Raw genomic sequence first — 22,360 nt, 5'->3', positions numbered from 1 at the left:
CGGGCGGGAGAGCGGCCCCATCGCCCGGTGCCAGTCGGGCCGAATGTCCGAGATCACGCGCGGCGCGGCCGATGGCCTTGCCGCGCCGCCACCTCCGACGGAGCGCACGGCGAAGCGGTAGCGGCGGCCGTGTTTCATCGCGGCTCCGGGTGGGCACTCATCCTGCATGGTGCGGCCGGGATCATCAACGGCATGTCGCGTCGTCTCTCGCGCACCTGCGATCATCTTCCTCCTGCTTGGGATGATCTGCGGGGACTTGGGACACCGAGCCCTGTGAAGACTACCCTGGCCGTGCTATGCACTCCGCATGAGTCTGGCCGCCTTCGACACCCTGAAACTCGCCCGGACCCTTCGGGACACGGCCCATTTCCCGCCCGAGCAGGCGGAAGGGCTGGCCGCGGCGCTCGCGGAGACGGTCCAGGACGGTCTCCCGACGAAGTCGGAGATGAACGCAGAATTCGCCGCGGTCCGGGGTGAGATCGTCTCGCTTCGCTCGGAGATGAAGACCGAATTCGCTGCGGTCCGATCGGAAATCAAGCTGCTGGAGCAGCGGATGACCATCAAGCTGGGCGCGATGCTCTTTGCCCTCGCCGGCATCATCATCGCCGCTGTCAGATATCTCCCGGCAGCGCACTGAGTTGAGTGATAATTCCCATCATCTTGAATCGTAGATTTTCTTTATAGAATTCCGTCCGCTGGTCTTACAACCGCATCGCCGAACACCGGACGCAACTCCCTTGATCGACATTGCCAAGGCTGCCATCCCGACGGATCTTGCCCCCGATCATGAACGATCTCAGCCCTTACGCCGTCGAAACCGCCCCGCCCGGCCGGAAGCGCCGGTCGTAGCCCGCCGAGTAGAGAGCGCTCTCCCGGAAGTCGCCGGCTGCCAGCGCGGGCCCGACCAGGATCAGCGCCGTGCGGTCGAGCCGCGCCGCCGCCACCTGCCCGGCGATGCCGCCAAGCGTGCCGCGCAGCACGCGCTCGTCCGGCCAGGAAGCCCGGTAGACCACGCAGGCCGGGCAATCGGCCCCGTAATGCGGGATCAGCTCCGCCGCCACCTGCGCGATGACATGGATCGAGAGATGGATCGCGAGGGTCGCCCGCGTCGCGGCGAAGGTCGCGAGCCGCTCCGGCGCCGGCATGGCCGAGGCGCGCCCGCTGGTACGCGTGAGGACCACCGATTGTGCGACCTCCGGCACCGTCAGCTCGCGCCCGAGGCTGGCGGCGGCGGCCGCGAAGGCCGGAACCCCCGGCGTCAGCGTGTAGGGAATCCCGAGCGCGTCGAGCCGCCGGGTCTGCTCGGCCACGGCGCTGTAGATCGAGAGATCGCCCGAATGCAGCCGGGCCACCTCCTCGCCCCGCTCGTGCGCCGCCCGCATCTCGGCCAGGATCGCGTCGAGGTCGAGGGGCGCCGTGTCGATGAGCCGGGCGCCCGGCGGGCACCACGCCAGGATCTCCGGCGCGACGATCGAGCCCGCGTAGAGACAGACCGGACAGCGGGCGATCAGGTCGCGCCCGCGCACGGTGATGAGGTCGGCCGCACCCGGCCCCGCCCCGATGAAGTGGATCGTCACGACGGATCTCCGGATGCGGCGAGCGCGCAGGTCGCGCCCGGGCTCGCGATGCGGGCAAGGACGAGGCGGCCCCCGGGCCCGACCGCCGCCAGCGCCGCGGCCTCCGCCAGGGAGCCGACGCCCCGCAGGGCCTCGATGCGGGCCGAGCGCGTGACCACGCGCCGTCCCGCCTCGCGCAGGGCGTCGACGGCGATGCCGATCACCGGCACGCCGAGGATGGCTGCGGCCTCCCGCAGGGCGGCCTCGGCGGCGCGGTCCTCCGCGGTGGCGAGCGCGCCGAGCCGCGCGGGGGCGAGACCGGCCTGCGCGAGCGCGTCGCGCACCAGCGCCGCGATCTCGTCCGGCGCGGTCGCGTGCCGGAAGCCGACGCCGGCGATGACGGGGCGGATGGCGGGGGCGGCCGGCGCCTCGTCCGGATTGCTCGCTCGCGCCGCGCCCGGGAGGCCGTCCGGCACGCCCCGGGCGATGAGGACGGCCGGCTCCGCCCGGACAGCCGCGGGGTGGCCGATGATCGTGCTCACGGCTTCGTCACCGCCCACTGCGTCACCGGCATGGCCGGCCTCCAGCCGTACATCCGGCCGACGGGTTCGGCCCGCGCCACCGCGATCCGCCGCAGCGCGCCGCCGTGGCGCCGATGCGCCTCGATCAGAACCGGCTCGCTCTCCAGCGTCACCGCGTTGCAGACGAGCCGCCCGCCTCCCGGCAGCGCCGCCCACACGGCCGCGACCAGCGCGGGATCCGAGACCCCACCCCCGATGAAGGCGGCATCCGGCGGCGGCAGATCCGCCAGCGCCTCCGGCGCCCGGCCGCGCACCACCGCGAGATCCGGCACGCCGAGGGCGCGCGCGTTGCGGCCGATCCGCTCCGCCCGCTCCTCCCGCGCCTCGATCGCCATCGCCCGGTTCGCCGGATGCCGCAGGCACCACTCGATCGACACCGAGCCGGAACCCGCGCCCACGTCCCACAGCAGTTGCCCGGCCCGTGGCCGCAGGGCCGCGAGCGTGATCGCCCGGATCTCAGCCTTGGTGAGCTGCCCGTCGCTCTCGAACCAGGAATCCGCGAGGCCCGGGCTGAGCGGGATCACCCGCGCCTCCGGCCCGGCCACGACCTCGATCGCCAGCGTGTTGAGCGGGTCGATCGCCGTCTCGGCGAAGCCGGCGGCCCGTCCCTCGCGGCGGCGCTCGCGCGGGCCACCCATCGCCTCCAGCACCGTCAGGCGCGATTCGGGAAAGCCGCGCTCCGTCAGCAGCGCGGCGAGCCGGCCCGGCGTCGTGCCGTCCCAGGACAGGACGAGGAGCCGCGCACCGGGTTGCAGGTGCGGGATCACCCGCTCCGGAGCCCGGCCATGGACGGTCAGGCAGGCGCATTCCGCGAGCGGCCAGCCGAGGCGCGACGCCGCGAGACTGAAGGCCGAGGGAAGCGGATAGCAGGCGATCTCGGCGGGCGGCACCAGCCGGGCGAGCTCCGCCCCGACGCCGTAATGGAACGGGTCGCCGGTCGCGAGCACGCAGGTCGGCTGCCCCCGCCGCGCCAGGATCGCCGGATAGGCGGCGTGGATCGGGCTCGGCCAGGACAGGGTCTCGGCGGCGAGCGGGCCCGCGAGCGCGAGGTGGCGCCGGCCGCCGACGACGAGGCCCGCCCCATCGAGGGCCCGCGCCGCCGCGGGCGAGAGCCCGGCCCGGCCGTCCTCGCCGATCCCCACGATCGCCAGCCAGGGCCCCGTGCTCGACAGGCAGGCGGGCTCAGGCGAGAAGGCGCCCATGCGCATCCTCCTCCTCGGCGGCACCACGGAGGCGACCGCCCTCGTCCGCCATCTCGCGGATCGTCCCGGCTTCCGTCCCATCCTGTCGCTGGCCGGCCGCACCGCGGCCCCGGTCGCGGCACCCTTCGACACGCGCATCGGCGGCTTCGGCGGCCCCGAAGGGCTCGCGCGCTGGCTCGCCGCGGAGGGCGTCGATGCGGTGATCGATGCCACCCATCCCTTCGCGCAGCGCATCTCGCGCCATGCCGCGCAGGCCTGCGCCCACTCGAAGCGCCCGTTGCTCGCCCTGCGGCGCCCGGCTTGGCACCGGCAGGCCGGCGACCACTGGCTCGAGGTCGACAGCGTGGCCGCGGCCGTGCCGGCCCTCGGCGCGGCGCGGCGGCACGTCTTCCTCACGGTCGGACGCCTGGAACTCGCCGCCTTCGCGGCGGCCCCGCAGCACGCCTATCTGGTGCGCACCATCGAGCCCGTGGGCGAGGCGCTGCCGGTGCCCGATCTCGTCGCCGTCACGGCCCGCGGGCCCTTCTCCGAGGCGGACGAGCGGGCGCTGATGCGCGACCACCGCACCGAGGTCCTGGTCACCAAGAATTCCGGCGGCGGCGCCACCTACGCCAAGATCGCGGCGGCCCGGGCGCTCGGCCTCCCCGTGGTGATCGTGCGCCAGCCCGCCCTGCCCGCGGTCGAGGCGGTGGACAGCCCCGAGGCCGCTCTCGCGTGGCTGGAGGCTCATCGCGCCGCCTCCACCCGGCGGGGCGTGTAGACGAAGGGCGGCGCGTCCGGCCGCTCCACCAGCCGCGTCGCCGCAGCGCCGATGATCACCAGCGTCGCCATGTCGGCCGGCGCGTCCCGGGCTTCCGCGAGGGTGAGGATCCGCACCGCCTCGTCCGGCCGGCCGATCGCGCGGGCGAGGATCACCGGCGTTTCCGGCGCCCGGTGCTCGGCCGCGAGGCCCAGGGCCGCCCCGAGCTGCCAGGGCCGCGCCCGCGAGATCGGGTTGTAGAGCGCGATCACGAGATCCGCCCGCAGCACCGCCTCCAGCCGCGCGGTGATCACGTCCCAGGGCTTGAGGTTGTCGGAGAGCGAGATCGCGCAGAAATCGCCTCCCAGCGGCGCCCCCGCCCGGGCCGCCGCCGCGAGCATCGCGGTGATGCCGGGCTCCACCGTGATGGCGAGCCGGAGCCAGGCCGGGTCGCCGCCGTCGAGCGCCTCGAACAGGGCGGCCGCCATCGCGAACACGCCCGGATCGCCCCCCGACACCACCGCGACCCGGCGGCCCTGCGCGGCGAGTTCCAGCGCGTGGCGCGCCCGCTCCACCTCGACCCGGTTGTCGGAGGCGTGGCGGGTCAGACCCGGCCGTTCCGGTACGCGGGCGACGTAGGGCGCGTAGCCGATCAGGTCGTCGGCCTCCGCCAGCGCCGCCGCGGCGGCGGGCGTGACGTAGCGCGGGTCCCCGGGCCCGAGGCCGATCACGCAGACGGAGCCGGCGGGGGCCGCCCCCCGCCCCTCGGACGTCGTCATGGGCGGCGGCCCTCACCGGGCACCAGGACCATGGAGAAGTACGGGGCGTCGTCGTCGGGCTTCTCGGCGAGCGGCGTGATGCGCTCGCCGGCCATGGTGCCGCGCTCCACGTAGACCGCCCGGGCGAGCAGGCCGGCCTCCGCCAGGGCGGCGCGGACCTTCGGCAGGTGGCGACCGAGCTTCATGATCACCGCCGCATCCGTCTCGGCGAGCCGCCGCGCCAGCACCGGGCCGGGCAGCGTCGCCGGCAGCACGGTCAGCACGTCGTCGCCCCAGGTGATCGGCGTGCCGGCCCTCGTCCAGCAGCCCGACATGCCGGTGACGCCCGGCACCACCTCGACCGGGAAGCGGTCCTTCAGGCGCCGCCACAGATGCATGAACGAGCCGTAGAAGAACGGATCGCCTTCGGAGAGGATCGCCACGTCGCGCCCGGCCCCGAGTGCGGCGGCCATCTCCTCCGCCGCCTCGTCGTAGAACCGCGCCAGGGCCGAAACGTAGGTGGCGTCGTCCGGCGGCAATTCGGTCGTGTACGGATAGGCGAGCGGCCACTCGCGGGCGGCATCGCGCACCACCGCATCGGCGATGGTGCGGGCGTTGCCGCGCCGGCCCGCCTTGCAGAAATGCACGAGGTGGTGCGCCCGCTCCAGCACCCGCACCGCCCGCACGGTCAGGTAGTCGGGATCGCCCGGCCCCATGCCGACGCCGTAGAGGGTGCCGGTGACGGCGCTCGCCGGGCGCTCCTCCCGACAATCCGGCCCGGCGGGCGGCAATACGCTCAACCCCTCCATCACTCGGCCTCGCTCGCCAGCGCGTTCACCGCCGCCGCCGCCATGGCGCTGCCGCCGCGCCGCCCGCGCACGATCAGGAACGGCACCCGGCCGTCCGCCGCGAGCGCCTCCTTCGATTCCGCCGCGCCCACGAAGCCCACCGGCACGCCGATGATGGCGGCGGGCGGCGCGACGCCCTCGTCGAGGAGTTCGAGCAGCCGGAACAGGGCGGTCGGCGCGTTGCCCACCGCCACGACGGAGCCGGGCAGCCGCTCGCGCCACAACTCCATCGCGGCCGCCGTGCGGGTCGTGCCGAGTTCCGCCGCGAGTCCCGGCACGCGCGGGTCGCCGAGGGTGCAGATCACGTCGTTGCCCGCCGGAAGCCGGGCCCGGGTCACGCCGTCGGCCACCATGCGGGCGTCGCACAGGATCGGCGCGCCGGCCCGCAGGGCGGCCTCGCCCGCGGCCGCGAAATCCGGCGAGGCGACGACGTCCGCCGGGAGATCGGTCATGCCGCAGGCATGGATCATCCGCACCACCACCCGCTCGGCCGCGCCCTCGAAGCGCGAGAGGTCGGATTCGGCACGGATGATCGCGAAGGAGCGCGCATAGATCGCGGCGCCATCGCGGATGTAGTCGAGGCGCGTGCTCATGCGGGCTCCCGAAACGCGTGGATGAGGTCGGTGGCGGTCACGGCGCTGTTTAGCCGTTCAAGCACCGCCTCGAAAGTGAGCCTGAGGGAGGGCTCCGCCCCGGCCTGTCCCCCCGGCACCACCCCGTAGCGCCCATCCGGCTGGCCGACCAGCGTGAGGTCGGCGGGCGCGGGATGCGCGCAGCCCTTCGGGCAGCCGGAGACGTGGATCGTCAGGCCGAGGGAGGCGAGGTCCGCCCGCGCGGCGGCGAGGCGCGCGGCATCCGCCTGCGCCGCGGTGCCGCCGGAGGCGCAGGCGGGCGCGCCCGGGCAGGCCGCGACCGCGCGCCGCGGATCCGCGAGGACGACGATCAGGCCCGCGGCCACGGCGGCCGCCCGCAGCCGCGCCGCGCCGGGGCCGTCCGGCGCGGCGAGCATCACGCCGCGCCAGGGCGTCAGCCGGACTTGACCGTCGCCGTCGCGCTCGCTCGCCGCGGCGAGGCGCAGGAGCCGGCCCGCGTCGCAGCGGCCGAAGGGCAACTCGGCGAGGAGCGCGACGCGGCCATCCGTGAGGGGATGAAGGCCGGGCGCGGGGGGCGGCGCGGGTGCCGGAAGCGGATCGCCCGCTGCGAGGCCAGCGGCCGCGAGCAGATCCGCCCGCGCCGCCGCATCGAGATCGCGGATGCGGCGCGCGCCGGTTTGCGCGAACCCCGCCAGGATCGCCGCGACGGCGGGTCCGATCCGGCTGGCGGCGACGGGCGCGGCCCAGATCGGCTCCTCCTGGCCGGCGATGGCCAGGGCGTAGGCTGCGGGGGCCGAAAGCTCGCGTTCTGCATCAACTCCCGCACCGACGCTGGAACGGAGAAGGTCCAGGCCTCCCCACTCCCCGCCTGCCCCTCTCCCACCCGGGAGAGGGGTCACCCGTGCCTGATTTTCCCGGACAGCCATGCCGCTCGCGTGGAGAGGCCCTGGCAACCGGAACGATCCCGCCCCCCCTCGGCGGTCGACCGGGGACCACCAGCCTCCCTCGGAGAGCGCCCCGATGCGCCGGACCCGGAGATCGGCCTCCACCGCCCCCAGTCCGCAGGCCTCGCCCTCCACGACGACCAGCGTCTTCGCCGGCAAGCCCGGCACGGACCGGCCCGCGGCCTCCACCGCCGCGATGACCGCGAGCAATCCGGGATCGAGCGCCGCCAGGGGCGAGCTCAGCGTCAGCCGCTGCGGGCCGCCGTCGCCGCGCCGGTCGCCGAGGCCTGCCGCGTCGATCTGCCGGTTCAGCGCCGCGTGCGTCTCCGGGGTCACGCCGCGAATCTGCAGGTTGCCCCGCGCCGTCACGTCGATGAGCCCGTTGCCGCCGGTCCGCGCGCCCTCCGCCACCGCGCGCGCCTGCGCGGCGGTGAGAATCCCGGCCGGTGGATGGACGCGGACCAGCAGGCCGTCACCGGTCGGCATCGGCCGGGCGACGCCGGGGCACCAGCCGCGGCGGGGCGCGGGCCTCATTCCGCCGCCTCCCGGCCTTGCGCCGCGCGGTCGTCGAGCGCGGCGAGCGAGTTGCGCCGGCTGCGCCACAGCCCGCGGCGGCGCAGATCCTCGAAGCGATCGAGGATCGCCCGCGCGACATCCGGATTCGCCGACTCGACGCGCTCGAACACCGCGAGGTCCCCCACATAGGCGCCATAGAGCCGGTCGAGATCGGCGTCGCTCACCGCGTCGCTGGTCGCGGCCAGCACGAAGACCGCGTCGAGGCCCTGCGCGAGTTCCTGCGCGCCGCGCCAGCCGTGCCGGAGCTGGGCCTCGATCCAGCGGGGATGCGCGAGCCGCCCGCGCACCAGCCGCGCCACGTCCTCGGCCGCCGTGCGGGCGCGGGGCGCCTCGGGCCGGCTGACGTCGAGGCTGTAGAGGGCCGGCGCCGCGCCGCTCAGGCCGGCCGCCGCCGCGAAGCCGCCGAGCGCATCGGCCGCCGCGTCGCCGTCGAGGAGGTCGCGCTCGGCGACGTCGAAGGCGTGCACGAAGGCGTCCGCCCCCGCCACGCGATCCGCGAAATCCGCCTCCTCCGCGCCGACGAGCGGTGCGGTCGCGGCCAGGTAGGCGCGGGCAAGGTCGGCCCGTTCCGCCCAGGCGCCGTCGAGGGCGAGGCCCGCGGCGCCGGCCCCGTAGCGGCCGGGCGCGGCGCCGAATACCCGCGCCACCGCCTCGCCCCGCCGCCGCGCCGCCGCGAGCGGGTTGTCGGCCTCCTCCTCCTCGCGCGCGGCGACCGCCCGGGCGGCCCGGTCGAGGAGCGCCAGCGCCTCCGGGAAGGTGTCGCGGAAGGCGCCCGAGACCCGCACCGTCACGTCGATGCGCGGCCGGTCGAGGAGCGCGAGGGGCAGCACCTCGAAGCCGGTCACCCGCGTCGAGGCGTGGTCCCAGCTCGGGCGCACGCCCATCAGGGCGAGCGCATGCGCCAGATCCTCGCCCCCCGTGCGCAGGGTCGGCGAGGCCCAGAGATCCATCACGATCCGGCGCGGATAGTCGCCTTCGTCCTGAAGGTAGCGGCGCACCACCTCGGCGGCGGCCCTCTCGCCGAGCAGCGCGGCGGCGCGGGTCGGCAGCGCCCGGGGGTCGAGGGTGGTCAGGTTGCGCCCGGTCGGCAGCACGTCGCGCCGGCCGCGCGAGGGCGAGCCCGCCGGTCCCGGCACGACGAAGCGCCCGTCGAGGGCCGCGAGCAGCCCCGCGCGCTCGCCGGCCGCGGAGGATTCGTGACCGGCCGGCGCCTGCCCGAACACGTGCAACCCGTCGCGGATCGTCACCTCGGCGAGGTCGCACAGATGCGCGTCGAGGGCGGTGAGGGCATCCTCCATCGGGGTCGCCCGGTCGATGCCGGCGGCGCCGAGCAGGCCCGCCTCCTCCGCCCGGTCGAGGATGCCCCGCGCGATCAGCCCGGCCCGCCGCGGGTCGAGCACCGTCGCCGCCGCGTATTCCTCCACCAGCTCGCGCAGGGCCCCCGCCTCCGGATCGAGCCCGGCCGCGGCGGTCTCGGGCGTGAGATGCCCGACCGTCACCGCCCCGAGCCGCCGCTTGGCCGGGGCCGCCTCGCCCGGATCGTCCACGATGAACGGGTAGATCACCGGCAGCGCGCCGATGGCGAGGGCCGGCCAGCAGAGGGTGGAGGGCGCGACGGCCTTGCCGGGCAGCCACTCGGTGGTGCCGTGCGTGCCGAGATGGATCAACGCGTCGCAGCCCGCGCGCAGGGCGAGGTGAAAGGCGAGATAGGCGTGCGAGGGCACCGCATCGGGGTCGTGGTAGCCCACCTTGCGCGCCTCGGCCTCACCGCCGCGCCCGCGGTCCGGCTGCAAGGCCACCAGGACCTCTCCGGCCCGCACCGCTCGGAAGCGGAACGCCCCGTCGCGCAGGGCCGGATCCGCCTCCGGCTCGCCCCAGGCCGCCCGAAGCGCCGCGCGGGCCTCCGCCGGCAGCCGGGCGAGCCACGCCCGGTAGGCATCGAGCGTCACCGCGAGGCCGGGCGCGCCCTCGGTGAGCGCCCGCATCAGCGCCTCGGGGGCGGGGATGTCCCGGACCGAAAACCCTTCGGCCGCGAGGAGATCGAGGATCGCGACCGCGCTCGCGGGCGTGTCGAGCCCCACCGCGAAACCCGCCCGGCCGCCGCGGGCCGGGTAGTCGGACAGGACGAGCGCGAGACGTCTGTCGGCCCGGGGCGATCGGCCGAGCCGCATCCAGGCGGCGGCACGGGCGGCGAGCGCGGCGCAGCCGGCGAAATCGGGGATCGCCCGGCGCTCGGAGAACCCCTCGGCCTCCGACACCGCCTCCTTGAACGAGATCGGGAAGCCCGAGAGCCGCCCGTCGAATTCCGGCAGCGCCACCTGCATGGCGAGATCCGCGGCCCCGAGTCCCCGCGCGGAAGCCGCCCAGGCCGCCCGCGGCGCCCCGACCGTGAAAGCCTGGATGACCGGGCAGCCCGCCGCGTCGAGCACGAAGCCGGCCTCCTCCCGCGCCGAGAAGGCGGTCGCCGCCACGATCACGTCGGGCGGGTGCGCCGCGATGACCTCGCGCACGACGGCGATCGCCTCTGGATCCTTCAGGCTCGACACCGCGACGATGACGGGGGCGAGGCCCCGCTCGTGCAGCGCCGCCGCGAGCCATGCTGCCGGCGCCGTGTCGCCGCCGAGGATGGCGGACCGGTAGACGAGGACAAGGGCAGTGCCACCGGGACCCTTCGGGGACGACGCGGGCGCACCTCCCCTCTCGCGGGTGGGAGAGGGGCTCCCCGCACTTCGATCGTTGCCGGATAGCCGCGGCGCGGCCGGAATGCGCGATGCGTCCGCCACCCCGCAGCCGGGACACCACACGAAGCCGCGCGGCAGCGCCCGCGGCAGCTCCGCCCGCACCGGCACCCCGAGTTCCGCCGCGATCCGCAGGAGCATCTGCCGCAGGTTCTCGGATCCGCCGGCCCGGAAATAGCCGTCGAGGCTCTCGCGCAGCGCCTCCGGCACCGTCCCGAACGCGGCGAGCCGCGGATCCGGCCGGTCGTCGCCCGGCAGGACCGCGAGCGCGATGCCCCCCGCCCGGCAGATCCCGGCCAGCCGCTCGATGCCGTAGCGCCAGTAATCGAGCCCGCCGAGGCAGCGCACCAGCACGAAGCGCGCCCGCGCGATCACCTGCTCGGCGTAGAGATCGACCGAGAGCGGGTGGCGCAATTGCGCGAGCTTGGCGAGGCGCAGGCTCGGCATCGCCGCCGCGCGCGCCGCCTCCGCCTGCGCGGCGGCAAGCCCGGCGAGGTCCGAATCGGTGAAGGACAGGACCACCACGTCGCCGGGCGACTGGCCCAGATCCACCGCCGCCTCGCCCTCGTCCAGGGAGACCGTATCGATGCGCAGGAGATGCATCAGGCGCCACCCGCGAGTTCGGTCCGTCCGAACGGGAGATGCTGCACGGTCCAGCGCCGCGCCGCGGGCTCGGGCATGCGATGCCCTCCTGTTCCAAGGCCGGGTTCGAGGTCCTCGGCGCCGCCCCGGGACCCCGGCAGAGGGCGAGACGCCCGCTGCACGCCCGTCATCCTACCCCTTCAGGGCCGTCGCGACCGCATCACGGTCGAAGCCCGACAGGCCGATCACCACGAGGCGCCCGTCGCGCGGCTCTCCGGCCCGCCAGGGGCGGTCGTAATGGTGGGCGATGCGCCGGCCCACCCCCTGCACCACCAGCCGCATCGGCTTCTCGGCCACGGCGCAGAAGCCCTTGATGCGCAGCACGCCCGGCACCTCCGCGGCCCGCGCCACCCGGGCCGCGAGATCGTCCGGCGAGCCCGCCGCCGCGACCGGGACCGCCACGCTGTCGAAATCGTCGTGGTCGTGGTCCTCCTCGGTCTCGTGGTGCGAGGGGCGCGCCGCGAGGTCGCCCTCGGCCGCCGCGTTGAGGCCGAGCAGCACCCGCGGGTCGATGGCGCCGTGCGCCGTCTCCACGAGCTTCACCGCCCGCGGCAGGTGTCCCTCGATCTCGGCCCGCACCCGCGCGCGGCTCTCGGCATCGAGGAGGTCGCCCTTGTTCATGACCACGAGGTCGGCGCAGAGGAGCTGGTCCTCGAACACCTCCTCCAGCGGGTTGTCGTGGTCCACCGCCTGATCGGCCGCGCGCTGGGCCCGGAGCGCCTCCGGGTCGTCCGCGAAGGCGCCCGCGGCCACCGCGGGCCCGTCCACCACCGCGACGACGCCGTCCACCGTCACCCGCGAGCGGATCGCCGGCCAGTTGAAGGCCTGCACCAGGGGCTTGGGCAGGGCGAGGCCGGAGGTCTCGATCAGGATGTGCTCCGGCGGCTCGGGCCGGTCGAGCAGACGGTTGAGGGCGGGCACGAAATCGTCCGCCACCGTGCAGCAGATGCAGCCGTTCGGCAGCTCCACCACCGCGTCCTCGTCGCAGCCCGGCACGCCGCAGGAGGCGAGCAGCGAGCCGTCGAAGCCGACATCGCCGAATTCGTTGACGATGATCGCGAGGCGCCGGCCGTCGTTGTGCTCCACCACGTGGCGCACGAGCGTGGTCTTTCCCGCGCCGAGGAAGCCGGTGACGATCGTGCAGGGGATCTTCTGAAGCAGGGTCATGCGGGAAACGGGGGGATGCGGGCGACGACGCCCTTGCGGAAGGCTTCCGGGCGCTCGCGCCAGGGCACGATGCCGTCGGGCGTCGCCGCGTAGCGCGGCAGCCCGTCCCGGAGAATGGCGGCGGCGTTGGCCGGGTCGAGATCGCCGTAGACGTAGGTCCAGCGGCCGGGCGAGGCGACCGCGACCGTGCAGGGCCGCTTGCAGACCGAGAGGCATTCCACCGGCTCGACCCGCACGGCCTCGCCCGTGAAGGCTTCGGCGAGGGCGGTGTGCAGCCGGGCCCCGGCCCGCGGCCCCTCGGGCGGATCGCCCTCCGCCCGGCAGGTGGTGCAGACGTAGAGGGTGACGCTCATGCGGCCACCCGTCCGCGGCCGGTGCGCTCGCGGGCGACGGCGTCCCAGGCCCAGCCGAAGGACAGGCCGAGCACCGTCCAGAACACGAAGGCCACCGCGAGCGAGCGGGCCGCGAACTGCGCCGCCACCGCCGCCGGCAGCGCGCCGCTCTCGGCCACGTGCGGCGCCCCCCAGGCATGCGGCGCCACGATCAGCGCGAGGCCCGCCGCCGCCGCGACGGCCCCGCCGCGGATGGCGATGAGGTAGAGCCCCGCCGCGGTGGCGAGCGCCGTCGCGACCCACCACGCCTGCCGGAGCTCCAGCGCCTCGCCGCCCATGCCGGGCAGTTCCGGCGGCAGGCCGACCGCCGGGGCGAGGCTCGCGGCGAGGAAGCCGCCGATGGCGAAGCGCAGGGCTTCCCCGCGCGTGATCGTCCGTCCGGTCGCCAGCAGCACCGCGCCGAGGACGAGCGCGTAGCCGACCCCGCTCACCAGCGTGGCGAGCGCCGTGAAGGCGAGCCGCGGCAGGCCGGGCGCCGGCTGCCACTCCGAAGCCCCGGCATCCGGCGCCGTGCCGGCCGGGGCATGGCCGGCGCCGTGCTCGGCATGGGCGAGAACGATGAGCGAGGCCGGGCCGGGCTCGGGGGCGGTCAGGCCCGCATGGTTCTCGTACTTCTCCGCTTCGAGGATGAGCGGCGAGGTCAGGGCGAATTGCAGCCCGGACGCCACGCAGGCGGCCAGGAAGCCCGCGACGAGGGCCGCGGAGATCAATCGGATCGTCATGGATGGGATTCCCGCATGGCAAGCGCCCGCCCGGCGCATGGGGCGCCGGGCGGGGCCAGCACTGACGTGAGCGTGCGAGCGCTCAGTGGCAGGGGAAGTTGTGCGCGTGGCGCCAGTCGTGCGCGGCGTTGTGCAGCGCGACGGCCGGGGAGAAGCCCGACACGAAGAGCAGGCCGAGCCCCAGGACGGCGGCGACGAGCACCGCGGTCAGCCGTTCGCCGGCGAGCGCGGGGGAAAGGGTACGGGTGACAGCGACCATGACGAACTCCTGCCGCCCCGCCGGCGGCGTTGAGAGACAGCGGGTGACGGCAGGTCTCCTGGCTCGCGGCGTTGATGAAGTGCCCACCGCCTTCCCGGATCGCTCCAGTGGCCGATGGCGGGCATGCGCGCCGCTCACAGTTGCGGGGGCAGCCGCGGCTTCGGGGCTGACACCCCGTCCCGCGTTCCCTTTTCACCTCGTCGCCGAGGCACCGTCGCGGCGGAAACTAGCGGCTCGGACCCGGGCTTGCAATCGGCACGGGCTCGGCCGAAGGGAATCGCGGCTTGGATTTGTGGGGGAGACCCAAGGTGGCGAGTGACGCAGCGGCCCTGCCCCGCCTGACCCTGGTGCTCGGCGGCGCCCGCTCGGGCAAGAGCGCCTATGCCGAGCGGCTCGTCCAGGCGGCGGCGGCGCCCTGGATCTACGTCGCCACGGCGCAGGCCTACGACGACGAGATGCGGGCCCGCATCGCCGAGCACCGGGCCCGCCGGCCCGCGGGCTGGGAGACCCGCGACGCGCCCCGCGACCTCGCCGGCGCGCTCGGCGCGGCGGAGCCCGGGCGGCCCGTGCTGGTCGATTGCCTGACCCTGTGGCTCACCAACGCGCTCCTGGCGGAGGCGGATCTCGCCGCCGAGACCGGGGCGCTCGTGGACGCTTGCGCGCGGCACGCGGGGCCGCTGGTGCTGGTCTCGAACGAGGTCGGCTTCGGCATCGTGCCCGACAACGCGCTGGCCCGGCGCTTCCGCGACGAGGCCGGGCGGCTGCATCAGCGGCTCGCGGCCATCGCCGACCGGGTCGTCCTCGTGGTGGCGGGCCTGCCGCTCGTCGTGAAGGGAGAGTGAGGATGGAGACCGAGGAGGAGGCCCGGCACCGGGCCAAGATGGCCAAGCGCAAGGCCGTTCAGGACGCCGAGGTCGCGGGCAAGACCATCGAGAAGGGTCTGCTGATCGTCCATACCGGCCCCGGCAAGGGCAAGTCGACGGCGGCCTTCGGGCTGATGCTGCGGGCGCTCGGCCGCGGCTGGCGCGTCGGCGTGGTGCAGTTCATCAAGGGCGCGTGGGAGACCGGCGAGCGCTTCGCCCTCGACCGGTTCGGCGATCAGGTGGCCTGGCACACGATGGGCGAGGGCTTCACCTGGGAGACCCAGGACAGGGCGCGGGACGTGGCCGCCGCCGAGGCCGCCTGGGCCCAGGCCCGGCGCCTGATGGAGGACGAGAGCATCCGCCTCCTCATCCTCGACGAACTCAACATCGCGCTGCGCTACGAGTACCTGCCCCTCGCCGAGATCGTGGCGGTTCTGGGCGCGCGCAGGCCGGATCTGCACGTGGTCGTGACGGGCCGCAACGCCAAGCCCGACCTCATCGCGGCGGCCGACCTCGTGACCGAGATGGCCCAGGTGAAGCACCACTTCGCCGCGGGGGTGAAGGCGCAGGAGGGGATCGAGTTCTGAGCCCCCTGCGCTTTTGCGGCGGGATGGCCCTGCCGGGCCGCCCCGCTCACGCATCGCGGCTCAGAGGCCGTTGAACTTGTAGCTGAAGCCCGCGCGCACGAGGTTGCCCTCGGTGTGGTAGCGCGCGTTGTAGGAGCCGGTCGCGCCCGGCAGGCCGACGTTGTTGATTAGCACCGTGCGGTTGCCGAGGTCGTAGTGCAGGTACTCGGCCTTCAGCGTCACCGCCGCGGTCTGGACGCCGACGAAGCTCAGCAGGTTGAGCCGGGCGAGGAAGCTGTCGGCCGGGATGGCGTACTCGATGCCGCCGCCATAGGCGTAGCCGGTCTTGAAGTCGGTGACGCGGCCCGTATAGGCGAGCGCGCCGGCCGGGTTGAAGAAGGTCGCGCCCGTGGTCACGTCGCCGTAGGCGAGACCGCCCATGCCGAAGATGAAGAACCGGTCGAAGGCGTAGCCCGCGCGGCCGACCACCGTGCCGAGCCAGTCGAGGCCCTGCTGGTAGGCGCTGCCGAACACCGGAACCGTCGGGCTGAGATAGCCGCGGTTCTTGGCGAGGTCGGTCCAGGCCCAGTCGGCCTGGAGGCCGACCACGAAGCCGTTGCCCGGCGTGAACTGATAGTTGTAGCCGAAGCCGCCGCCGATATTGGCGAAGCCGTCGACCTCGGTGTTGATCACCGGGGCCCGGCGCAACGCGGCGACGTTGCCGATGGTGAGCGGGTCGTTGCCGGTGGTGGTGATGCGCTGGCGGTCGGTGAAGACGTAGTCGGTGTGGAGGCCGGCGTAGAAGCCCGTCCACGAGAAGACAGGGATCGGGATGATGGCCGGCGGCGGGGCCGCGCGGGCGGGCAGGTCGGCCGCGGCGGCGGCACCGGCGAGGAGCGCCGTGGCGGCGCCGGTCAGAAGAGCAGTCTTGAGCATCGGCGCACGTCCGGGTTGATTGCACAGATGCTGCATAACTACCGTGAAGCGTGGCTTTTCCCTATGGCGGGCGCGCAACAGCGCCCGCGCAAGTGACGGTTTCTCACCATGGGATCGGTCTGCTAAGCCTGCGCGCCCCGCCCTCCGCCCGGACGATCGCCGATGACCGCCCGCACCCTGATGATCCAAGGCACCGGCTCGGATGTCGGCAAGTCGCTGATCGTGGCCGGCCTCGCGCGGGCCTTCGCCCGGCGGGGCCTGCGGGTGCGGCCGTTCAAGCCGCAGAACATGTCGAACAACGCCGCGGTCACGGCGGATGGCGGCGAGATCGGGCGGGCGCAGGCGCTCCAGGCGCGCGCCGCCGGGGTCGCGCCCACCGTTCACATGAATCCGGTGCTGCTGAAGCCCCAGAGCGAGACCGGCGCGCAGGTGGTGGTGCAGGGCCGCCGGGTCGGCAATGCCCGGGCGCGGGAGTACCAAGCCTGGAAGCCGCGCCTGCTCGCCTCCGTGCTCGACAGCTTCGCGCGGCTGCGGGCGGAGGCCGATCTCGTGCTGGTCGAGGGGGCGGGCTCGGCCTCCGAGGTGAACCTGCGGGCGGGCGACATCGCCAATATGGGCTTTGCCCGCGCGAGCGGAACGCCCGTCGTGCTCCTCGGCGACATCGACCGCGGCGGGGTGATCGCGAGCCTCGTCGGCACCCGGGCAGTGCTCGACCCGGAGGATGCCGCGATGATTCGCGGCTTTCTCGTCAACCGGTTCCGGGGCGACCCGAGCCTGTTCGCGGACGGCATGGACCTGATCGCCGCCCGCACCGGCTGGACGGCGCTGGGCCTGATCCCGCATTTCCCCGAGGCCGCCCGGCTCCCGGCGGAGGACGCGCTCGGGCTCAAGGGTGCGGAGCGTCCCGGAGCACGGGTGATCGCGGTGCCGGTGCTGCCCCGCATCGCCAATTTCGACGATCTCGACCCCCTGCGGGCGGAGCCCGGGGTGAGCGTGGTGCTGGTCGAGCCCGGCCGCCCCCTGCCCGCCGAGGCCGATCTCGTCCTCCTGCCGGGCTCCAAGACCACGATCGCGGATCTCCTCGCGTTCCGGGCCGAGGGCTGGGACATCGACCTCGCGGCGCATGTGCGCCGCGGCGGCCGGGTCCTCGGCCTCTGCGGCGGCTACCAGATGCTGGGCCGGCGGATCGAGGATCCGCACGGGATCGAGGGGGCGATGCGCGCGGTGGATGGCCTCGGCCTCCTCGACGTCGCCACCGTCATGACCCCGGACAAGCGCCTGGCCGCGGTGACCGGCACGAGCCTGCCGGACGGCACGCCCTTCTCCGGCTACGAGATGCATCTCGGCGAGACGCGAGGGCCCGATGCCGCGCGCCCGCTCCTGCGCTTCGCGGATGGCCGCACGGACGGCGCCATCTCGGCGGATGGCCGCGTCTTGGGCACCTACGTCCACGGCCTGTTCGCGGATGACCGCCAGCGCGCGCTCTGGCTCGGCCGGCTCGGCACCGCCTCCTCCGGCGACGCCTACGAGGCCGGGATCGAGGCCGTGCTCGACCGCTTGGCCGAGCACCTCGAACGGCACGTCGCCTGCGACGCGCTGCTGGCCCTCGCGGCGGGCTGATCGGACCGGGCCGCGGCTGCGGCAATGGCGACCCCGGTAGGGCTCGAACCTACGACCTGCCGCTTAGAAGGCGGCTGCTCTATCCAGCTGAGCTACGGGGCCGATCGCCGACATGGGGCCGACGGGAATTCAGAAGCCACGGCCCGCAGCCCCGGTCAAGGCCCCGGATCACCGGCGGATCGGTCACGCCCGGCGCGGCGCGGTCCCGGGCCTCACGCGATGTGATTGCCGGCCTCGCAGCGGGTGAAGGGCTGGTTGGTCTTCACCTGCTCGCCGCTGGCGACCATGCTCATCGTGGAGGTGTGGGTGTGCCCGAACACGTCGGCGTAGGTCACGTTGCCGAGAACGTAGAGGCCGAGTTCCCCGGTGAGCAGCCGCTCCGCCGTGCCCGCGGCGTTGGTGATGTCCATGTGCTGCAGGATCGCCCGGCCCTCCCGCGCGGCCAGCACGAAGGGCCGGCCGTCGGCCGGGGGCGCCTCGGGTTCCGGCAGGTCCGAGGCCGGGAACGGCAGCACCGCGAGGGTGATCCGGGCGAGCAGATCCAGCGCCGGCGTGAGGCCGTGATTGCGCACCTCCACCCGGATGACGAGTTCCTGCCCGGGTGCGAAGCGGTGGAAGGAGACCGCCGCCACGTCGACATAGGCGCGCAGCTGCCGCTCGCTCATCTCGCGCTGATAGTGGGTCGCGGCGGAAGCGGCCTGCGCGAGATCCGTGACCAAGCCGAGCTGCCGGCGTGAGAACCGACTGAGCGTCCCGCTCAGCCGAGCGAGGAGGCCGCAGAGCAGCACCAGCAGGACGGCGATCCCGAGCAGCAGGAGGCCGTTCGCGTCGAGCCGCCGGAGCGCGTTCAGGCCATCCGCCACGCCGGTCCCGAGCGCCGCCCAGGCGGCAGCCCAATCCGGCATGTGAAGAGCGAGGTCGCGCATGGGCTCGCATCGGGCAACGCAACGAACGGTTCGACGAGCAGAGTGGCACCCCTATTCGTCGTCATGGACACCAGAATACCCAATCGTGGCCAATGATCATCCACGATTGATAGTAAACACGGCAAGAAGGGACGGCCGGCAACCATTCGCCCTGGTCGCAATGCAGCCGGGCGGGCACGATCGGCTGAGATCAACGATGCCGATCACGCGATGTTCGGCGGGACCGGCCACCTCGCGGGGCCGTAGCCGCGAACCGACGATCCGTTCACCGCAGCGTCGCATGACGCTTCGGGCGGACCCGGGCAACCGTGCTCCCGGAGCGCCGCGCCGCGAAATCGTCCCTGAACACCTCGTCGTAGACCATCGTTTGCACGAGCGGATTCGACGGGAACGCCAAATGGTCGGAGAAGCCACCCGTGCCGTCGCCGAGCCGGATGTTGTCGGCCCCCATGATCTGACCCTGGGCAGCGCCGCCGCAGCTGTTCATGTAGATGTTGACCGCCCTGATATGCGGGCTGGCATCGACCTCGGACCCGACGCAGTACGGGTCCATGCCGATCATCTTCACGTCGATCCCGCTGGCCGCAAGGCGGTTGGCGGCCCGGGCGGCCGATTGCGACCCCATCGAGTAGCCGACGATCACGATGCGGGCCTGGGGATTGGCGAGCGCGTCGGCGGCCATTTCCTCCCAATCGTACCAGTTCCCTACCCGGATGACGGTGCTCGGCCGCAGCTCGCCGATGCGGGCGGCGAAATCGTCGATGCCGGACGAGGTGAGCCGGTCTCCGAGGCCCCGCATCATGTAGAGGCGCACGGGGCGCGCGTCCCGGGCCGCCGACCCGGCCGCTTCGCCACGCGCCTGATGGGCCGTGGCTGCGGCGATCGCCATCGCGATGATGATAGAACGGCGCATCATCAACATCCCTGACCGGCGTCGAAGGGCTGCGTGTTCCCCCCGGAATCGCGGCGCCGTCGTCGTGCAGGCCGGGCCTGCGGTTCGTCGGCGACGGTTGTTCGTCGGAGTGATAGGACAAGGAAGTGCTTCCGCAAGCGCTGCGTGCCCCTTTCACCGGCGATGGCGGTGGAGAGGCGCGAAGCGCCTGCGGCAGCGGTGCAGCGCGGCGCGAGCGCGGATCGTCGGGACGCCGCGTCGCGGTCAGGGAGTTACGACACGGCGAGCGCCGCCTGGATCCCGTCGAGGAGAGAGCCGTCCTCGCACGGTTTCTCCACCACCTGCCGGAAGCCGGCGCGGGCCGCCTGCCGGCGGAGGTCGTCGGTGAGCCGCCCGGTGATCAGGATGGCGGGCAGCGCCACCCGGCGGCTGCGCAGCCGGTCGACCAGCTCGACCCCGTTCATGTCCTTCATGTGGTAGTCGATCACGAGGCACCCGGTCCCCGGCAGGCCGGCATCGCACAGGAGATGCGCGGCGTCCTCGTAGAGCCGCACGTCGAGCCCTTCGAGCTCCAGAGCGAACTTGAGAGCGTGGCGGACCGCCTCGTCATCGTCGACGATGAGGACCGGCCCCGTGAGTGGTGGCATGGTGCGGGCGGTTTCCCAGTCGGCTGCGAGGGATAGGCCTCCGCCCGGGACGGCGCCTTGATGTGCCTCAACTCGCACCGGCCTCGCCGGAGGGTCAGTCGGCGGCGGAAGTGTCCTACCGCTCCTGCCCGGCCGTCAGGGCCATGCGCACCAGCTCCGAGAGGCTGCCGGCCTGCATCTTGCTCATCACGTTGGCCCGGTAGATCTCCACCGTCCGGTGGCTGATGCCGAGGTCCTGGCCGATCACCTTGTTGGCCTTGCCGGCGACGAGTTCGTCCAGCACCTGCCGCTCCCGGTCCGAGAGCGAGGCGATGCGGCGGCGGATGGCCGCCGCGGCCTCGTCCTGGCCGGCGCTGCGCCGCGAGCACTCCAGCGCCGCGCGCACGGCCGCGAGGAAGACCTCGTCGTCGAAGGGTTTCTCGATGAAGTCGACCGCCCCCTCCTTCATGGCCGCGACGGCCAGCGGCACGTCCGCGTGGCCGGTCATCACGATGACCGGGGGCGGGTTGCCGCGCTGACGGAGGCGGCGCAGCAGCTCGATGCCGTCGATGCCCGGCATCCGCACGTCGGTGACGATGCAGCCGGTCACCTCCGCGGCGGCGTCCAGGAAGGCGCTGGCGGATTCGTGCAGGCGCACCGGCAGGCCGTCCGCGGCGAGCAGGAAGGCGAGCGACTGCCGGACCGCCAGATCATCGTCCACCACGTGCACGACCGCGTCACCCGACATCGTCCAGCTCCCGCCTGTCCACCATGCGCAGGGTGAACCGGAAGTCGGTTCCCTCCCCCGGCCGCGACTCGACCCAGATCTTCCCGCCGTGGGACTCGACGATCGTGCGGCAGATGGAAAGCCCCACCCCCATCCCGTGCGCCTTCGTGGTCACGAACGGCTGGAAGAGCCGGGCGGTGATCTCGGGCGCGATGCCGGTGCCTGTATCGGAGACGCCGATCTCGACCAAGCCCTCCCCGGGGCGGGCCCGGGTCGACACCTGGAGCCTGCGCATGGGGGCCTCCTGCATCGCCTCGATGGCGTTGCGGATCAGGTTCAGCAGAACCTGCTGCACCTGGATGCGGTCCGCCAGCACCAGCGGCGCGTCCGGATCGAAGGCGAAGGTGACGCGCACCCCCCGCTCCTTGGCGCCCACGAGAGCGAGCGCACTCGCCTCCTCGATCAGCTTGGGCAGGCCCTCGATGTGGCGCTCGCTCTCGCCGCGGGAGACGAAGTCGCGCAGGTGGCGGATCACCTGGCCGGCCCGGAGCGCTTGGTCGGCGGCCTGCCCGACCGCGTCGATCAGGAGCGGCACCTCCGGCCCCTGCATCCGCTGGAGCAGCCGGCGGCAGCCCTTGAGGTAGCTCGCGATGGCGGTGAGCGGCTGGTTGATCTCGTGGGCGAGCGTCGAGGCCATCTCGCCGAGCGCCGTGAAACGGGACATGTGCACGAGTTCGGACTGCAGTTCCTGCAGGCGCGTCTCGGTGCGCTGCCGCTCGGTGAGGTCGCGGATGAAGCCGGTGAAGTAGCGCACGCCGCCCGAGCGCATCTCGCCGACGGAGAGTTCCATCGGGAAGGTGGAACCGTCCTTGCGCTGGCCCACCACGACGCGCCCGATGCCGATGATGCGCCGCTCGCCCGTGGCGCGGTAGCGGGCCATGTAGGCGTCGTGCTGGCTGCGATAGGGTTCGGGCATCAGCAGGCTGACGTTCCGGCCCACCACCTCCTCCGGCACGTAGCCGAACTGGCGCACCGCCGTCGCGCTGAAGGACTGGATGCGGGCCTGCTCGTCGATGACCACCATCGCGTCCGGCACCGTCTCCAGGATGGAGCGCAGATGCGCCTCGCGGGTGCGCAGGGCCTCCTCGGCGGCGAACCGCTCGGTCACGGGCCAGAGGATCAGGGTGTAGCCCCGGACCTCGCCCGCAGGGTCGCGCAGGGGCAGGATCAGGACGCGGGCGGGACAGGGCTTCCCGTCGGCACCGAGCCAGAGGCCCTGCTCCTCGTAGCGTCCGCTCTCCCGGGCGATGGCGAGGATCCGCTCCGGCTTGCCGGCGGCCTCCCCGGCGGGGAGGAGCACCGAGAAAGGCCGGCCGGCGACCGCCTCCGCCTGCCACGCGCTGCCGTGATCGGGGCCCGGGGAGCAGCCGGTGATCCGGCCGTCGCGATCGAGGGTGACGACGGCGACGTCCATCGCGGCCGCTGGC

23 protein-coding genes, 1 tRNA gene and 1 riboswitch are annotated in these 22,360 nt (G+C 73.9%); of the genes, 5 read left to right on the top strand and 19 right to left on the bottom strand.

All coding sequences use genetic code 11. The features are described 5' to 3' along the window. The first annotated feature begins 307 nt into the window (after positions 1 to 307). Positions 308 to 637 carry a hypothetical protein gene (locus ACE101_RS19395; RefSeq protein ID WP_379132843.1) on the top strand — a complete coding sequence of 110 codons (330 nt, stop codon included), beginning with the start codon at positions 308 to 310 and terminating at the stop codon, positions 635 to 637. A gap of 166 nt (positions 638 to 803) precedes the next feature. On the opposite strand, the gene cobM is transcribed toward ACE101_RS19395, so the two are convergent. Genes cobM through cbiE form a run of 3 tightly spaced genes read right to left on the bottom strand, consistent with a single transcriptional unit; the run spans position 804 to position 3,339 of the window. Next, complete coding sequence (gene cobM, locus ACE101_RS19390) at positions 804 to 1,577, bottom strand: precorrin-4 C(11)-methyltransferase (protein WP_379132840.1); 774 nt, start codon at positions 1,575 to 1,577, stop codon at positions 804 to 806. Next, the gene (locus ACE101_RS19385) at positions 1,574 to 2,098 is read right to left on the bottom strand and encodes a cobalamin biosynthesis protein (RefSeq protein ID WP_379132837.1); all 525 of its coding nucleotides are present in this window, start codon (positions 2,096 to 2,098) and stop codon (positions 1,574 to 1,576) included. Before ACE101_RS19385 ends, cobM begins: the two co-directional genes overlap by 4 nt. Continuing rightward, complete coding sequence (gene cbiE / locus ACE101_RS19380; RefSeq protein ID WP_379132835.1) at positions 2,095 to 3,339, bottom strand: precorrin-6y C5,15-methyltransferase (decarboxylating) subunit CbiE; 1,245 nt, start codon at positions 3,337 to 3,339, stop codon at positions 2,095 to 2,097. Before cbiE ends, ACE101_RS19385 begins: the two co-directional genes overlap by 4 nt. Between cbiE and ACE101_RS19375 the strand changes: the two genes are divergently transcribed. After that, positions 3,338 to 4,099, top strand: coding sequence for a cobalt-precorrin-6A reductase (locus ACE101_RS19375; protein ID WP_379132832.1), 762 nt, complete (start codon positions 3,338 to 3,340; stop codon positions 4,097 to 4,099). The two genes, cbiE and ACE101_RS19375, sit on opposite strands and share 2 nt — an antisense overlap. On the opposite strand, the gene cobJ is transcribed toward ACE101_RS19375, so the two are convergent. The 9 genes from cobJ to ACE101_RS19330 all read right to left on the bottom strand — a co-directional run bounded on the left by cobJ (position 4,066) and on the right by ACE101_RS19330 (position 13,717). Beyond that, positions 4,066 to 4,857 carry a precorrin-3B C(17)-methyltransferase gene (gene cobJ / locus ACE101_RS19370; protein ID WP_379132829.1) on the bottom strand — a complete coding sequence of 264 codons (792 nt, stop codon included), beginning with the start codon at positions 4,855 to 4,857 and terminating at the stop codon, positions 4,066 to 4,068. The two genes, ACE101_RS19375 and cobJ, sit on opposite strands and share 34 nt — an antisense overlap. Further along, positions 4,854 to 5,645, bottom strand: a complete 792-nt coding sequence (locus ACE101_RS19365; protein WP_379132827.1) for a precorrin-2 C(20)-methyltransferase — start codon at positions 5,643 to 5,645, stop codon at positions 4,854 to 4,856. The genes cobJ and ACE101_RS19365 overlap by 4 nt, the downstream gene beginning before the upstream one ends. Then, positions 5,645 to 6,277 (bottom strand): precorrin-8X methylmutase, encoded by a 633-nt coding sequence (locus ACE101_RS19360; protein ID WP_379132824.1) that lies wholly within the window; start codon positions 6,275 to 6,277, stop codon positions 5,645 to 5,647. The genes ACE101_RS19365 and ACE101_RS19360 overlap by 1 nt, the downstream gene beginning before the upstream one ends. Beyond that, positions 6,274 to 7,755, bottom strand: a complete 1,482-nt coding sequence (locus ACE101_RS19355) for a ferredoxin-like domain-containing protein (RefSeq protein WP_379132821.1) — start codon at positions 7,753 to 7,755, stop codon at positions 6,274 to 6,276. Before ACE101_RS19355 ends, ACE101_RS19360 begins: the two co-directional genes overlap by 4 nt. Next, the gene (gene cobN, locus ACE101_RS19350) at positions 7,752 to 11,138 is read right to left on the bottom strand and encodes a cobaltochelatase subunit CobN (protein WP_379132818.1); all 3,387 of its coding nucleotides are present in this window, start codon (positions 11,136 to 11,138) and stop codon (positions 7,752 to 7,754) included. Before cobN ends, ACE101_RS19355 begins: the two co-directional genes overlap by 4 nt. Before the next feature lie 171 nt (positions 11,139 to 11,309). Next, complete coding sequence (gene cobW / locus ACE101_RS19345) at positions 11,310 to 12,344, bottom strand: cobalamin biosynthesis protein CobW (protein ID WP_379132815.1); 1,035 nt, start codon at positions 12,342 to 12,344, stop codon at positions 11,310 to 11,312. Beyond that, on the bottom strand, positions 12,341 to 12,697 hold the full coding sequence (locus ACE101_RS19340) for a DUF1636 family protein (protein WP_379132813.1): 357 nt from the start codon (positions 12,695 to 12,697) through the stop codon (positions 12,341 to 12,343). The genes cobW and ACE101_RS19340 overlap by 4 nt, the downstream gene beginning before the upstream one ends. After that, entirely contained in the window at positions 12,694 to 13,458 is a 765-nt protein-coding gene (locus ACE101_RS19335; protein ID WP_379132810.1) for a CbtA family protein, read from the bottom strand. The genes ACE101_RS19340 and ACE101_RS19335 overlap by 4 nt, the downstream gene beginning before the upstream one ends. An 82-nt stretch (positions 13,459 to 13,540) precedes the next feature. Further along, positions 13,541 to 13,717 (bottom strand): CbtB domain-containing protein, encoded by a 177-nt coding sequence (locus tag ACE101_RS19330; RefSeq protein ID WP_379132807.1) that lies wholly within the window; start codon positions 13,715 to 13,717, stop codon positions 13,541 to 13,543. A gap of 30 nt (positions 13,718 to 13,747) precedes the next feature. Continuing rightward, positions 13,748 to 13,948, bottom strand: a riboswitch (cobalamin riboswitch). Between the two features lie 77 nt (positions 13,949 to 14,025). Here ACE101_RS19330 and cobU point away from each other — a divergent pair. Both cobU and cobO read left to right on the top strand, forming a co-directional pair. Then, entirely contained in the window at positions 14,026 to 14,559 is a 534-nt protein-coding gene (cobU, locus tag ACE101_RS19325; RefSeq protein WP_379132805.1) for a bifunctional adenosylcobinamide kinase/adenosylcobinamide-phosphate guanylyltransferase, read from the top strand. Positions 14,560 to 14,561: 2 nt separating this feature from the next. After that, positions 14,562 to 15,167: a cob(I)yrinic acid a,c-diamide adenosyltransferase gene (gene cobO, locus ACE101_RS19320; RefSeq protein WP_379132803.1), complete on the top strand. Its 606-nt coding sequence runs from the start codon at positions 14,562 to 14,564 to the stop codon at positions 15,165 to 15,167. 60 nt (positions 15,168 to 15,227) lie between these two features. On the opposite strand, the gene ACE101_RS19315 is transcribed toward cobO, so the two are convergent. Further along, complete coding sequence (locus tag ACE101_RS19315) at positions 15,228 to 16,082, bottom strand: outer membrane protein (RefSeq protein ID WP_379132800.1); 855 nt, start codon at positions 16,080 to 16,082, stop codon at positions 15,228 to 15,230. A gap of 162 nt (positions 16,083 to 16,244) precedes the next feature. Between ACE101_RS19315 and ACE101_RS19310 the strand changes: the two genes are divergently transcribed. Next, the gene (locus ACE101_RS19310; RefSeq protein ID WP_379132797.1) at positions 16,245 to 17,702 is read left to right on the top strand and encodes a cobyric acid synthase; all 1,458 of its coding nucleotides are present in this window, start codon (positions 16,245 to 16,247) and stop codon (positions 17,700 to 17,702) included. A gap of 25 nt (positions 17,703 to 17,727) precedes the next feature. On the opposite strand, the gene ACE101_RS19305 is transcribed toward ACE101_RS19310, so the two are convergent. From ACE101_RS19305 to ACE101_RS19280, 6 genes are all read right to left on the bottom strand, one after another. Beyond that, positions 17,728 to 17,804 (bottom strand) — tRNA-Arg (locus ACE101_RS19305). Between the two features lie 110 nt (positions 17,805 to 17,914). After that, positions 17,915 to 18,628 (bottom strand): hypothetical protein, encoded by a 714-nt coding sequence (locus ACE101_RS19300; protein ID WP_379132795.1) that lies wholly within the window; start codon positions 18,626 to 18,628, stop codon positions 17,915 to 17,917. 265 nt (positions 18,629 to 18,893) lie between these two features. Beyond that, a complete protein-coding gene (locus ACE101_RS19295; protein ID WP_379132793.1) occupies positions 18,894 to 19,550 on the bottom strand; it encodes a hypothetical protein in 657 nt (218 codons plus the stop codon). A gap of 242 nt (positions 19,551 to 19,792) precedes the next feature. After that, entirely contained in the window at positions 19,793 to 20,167 is a 375-nt protein-coding gene (locus ACE101_RS19290) for a response regulator transcription factor (RefSeq protein ID WP_379132790.1), read from the bottom strand. Between the two features lie 115 nt (positions 20,168 to 20,282). Continuing rightward, the gene (fixJ, locus tag ACE101_RS19285) at positions 20,283 to 20,894 is read right to left on the bottom strand and encodes a response regulator FixJ (RefSeq protein WP_379132787.1); all 612 of its coding nucleotides are present in this window, start codon (positions 20,892 to 20,894) and stop codon (positions 20,283 to 20,285) included. Then, positions 20,884 to 22,347: a PAS domain S-box protein gene (locus ACE101_RS19280; RefSeq protein ID WP_379132785.1), complete on the bottom strand. Its 1,464-nt coding sequence runs from the start codon at positions 22,345 to 22,347 to the stop codon at positions 20,884 to 20,886. Before ACE101_RS19280 ends, fixJ begins: the two co-directional genes overlap by 11 nt. Positions 22,348 to 22,360: the final 13 nt, after the last annotated feature.

Source organism: Methylobacterium carpenticola (assembly GCF_042748905.1).
Lineage (GTDB): Bacteria > Pseudomonadota > Alphaproteobacteria > Rhizobiales > Beijerinckiaceae > Methylobacterium > Methylobacterium carpenticola.
Note: the sequence above shows the minus strand (reverse complement) of the source record. Positions and strands in the feature narration are given on the sequence as shown.

Excerpts from the sequence above, each read along its gene's own strand:
- ACE101_RS19340 (WP_379132813.1), bottom strand. The coding sequence starts at position 12,697 with ATGAGCGTCACCCTCTACGTCTGCACCACCTGCCGGGCGGAGGGCGAT.
- ACE101_RS19360 (WP_379132824.1), bottom strand. The coding sequence starts at position 6,277 with ATGAGCACGCGCCTCGACTACATCCGCGATGGCGCCGCGATCTATGCG.
- cobW (WP_379132815.1), bottom strand. The coding sequence starts at position 12,344 with ATGACCCTGCTTCAGAAGATCCCCTGCACGATCGTCACCGGCTTCCTC.
- ACE101_RS19375 (WP_379132832.1), top strand. The coding sequence starts at position 3,338 with ATGCGCATCCTCCTCCTCGGCGGCACCACGGAGGCGACCGCCCTCGTC.
- cobO (WP_379132803.1), top strand. The coding sequence starts at position 14,562 with ATGGAGACCGAGGAGGAGGCCCGGCACCGGGCCAAGATGGCCAAGCGC.
- ACE101_RS19355 (WP_379132821.1), bottom strand. The coding sequence starts at position 7,755 with ATGAGGCCCGCGCCCCGCCGCGGCTGGTGCCCCGGCGTCGCCCGGCCG.
- ACE101_RS19290 (WP_379132790.1), bottom strand. The coding sequence starts at position 20,167 with ATGCCACCACTCACGGGGCCGGTCCTCATCGTCGACGATGACGAGGCG.
- ACE101_RS19395 (WP_379132843.1), top strand. The coding sequence starts at position 308 with ATGAGTCTGGCCGCCTTCGACACCCTGAAACTCGCCCGGACCCTTCGG.
- cobJ (WP_379132829.1), bottom strand. The coding sequence starts at position 4,857 with ATGACGACGTCCGAGGGGCGGGGGGCGGCCCCCGCCGGCTCCGTCTGC.
- ACE101_RS19310 (WP_379132797.1), top strand. The coding sequence starts at position 16,245 with ATGACCGCCCGCACCCTGATGATCCAAGGCACCGGCTCGGATGTCGGC.
- ACE101_RS19335 (WP_379132810.1), bottom strand. The coding sequence starts at position 13,458 with ATGACGATCCGATTGATCTCCGCGGCCCTCGTCGCGGGCTTCCTGGCC.
- ACE101_RS19280 (WP_379132785.1), bottom strand. The coding sequence starts at position 22,347 with ATGGACGTCGCCGTCGTCACCCTCGATCGCGACGGCCGGATCACCGGC.
- ACE101_RS19315 (WP_379132800.1), bottom strand. The coding sequence starts at position 16,082 with ATGCTCAAGACTGCTCTTCTGACCGGCGCCGCCACGGCGCTCCTCGCC.
- ACE101_RS19295 (WP_379132793.1), bottom strand. The coding sequence starts at position 19,550 with ATGTTGATGATGCGCCGTTCTATCATCATCGCGATGGCGATCGCCGCA.
- cobN (WP_379132818.1), bottom strand. The coding sequence starts at position 11,138 with ATGCATCTCCTGCGCATCGATACGGTCTCCCTGGACGAGGGCGAGGCG.
- ACE101_RS19365 (WP_379132827.1), bottom strand. The coding sequence starts at position 5,645 with ATGGAGGGGTTGAGCGTATTGCCGCCCGCCGGGCCGGATTGTCGGGAG.
- fixJ (WP_379132787.1), bottom strand. The coding sequence starts at position 20,894 with ATGTCGGGTGACGCGGTCGTGCACGTGGTGGACGATGATCTGGCGGTC.
- cbiE (WP_379132835.1), bottom strand. The coding sequence starts at position 3,339 with ATGGGCGCCTTCTCGCCTGAGCCCGCCTGCCTGTCGAGCACGGGGCCC.
- ACE101_RS19300 (WP_379132795.1), bottom strand. The coding sequence starts at position 18,628 with ATGCGCGACCTCGCTCTTCACATGCCGGATTGGGCTGCCGCCTGGGCG.
- ACE101_RS19330 (WP_379132807.1), bottom strand. The coding sequence starts at position 13,717 with ATGGTCGCTGTCACCCGTACCCTTTCCCCCGCGCTCGCCGGCGAACGG.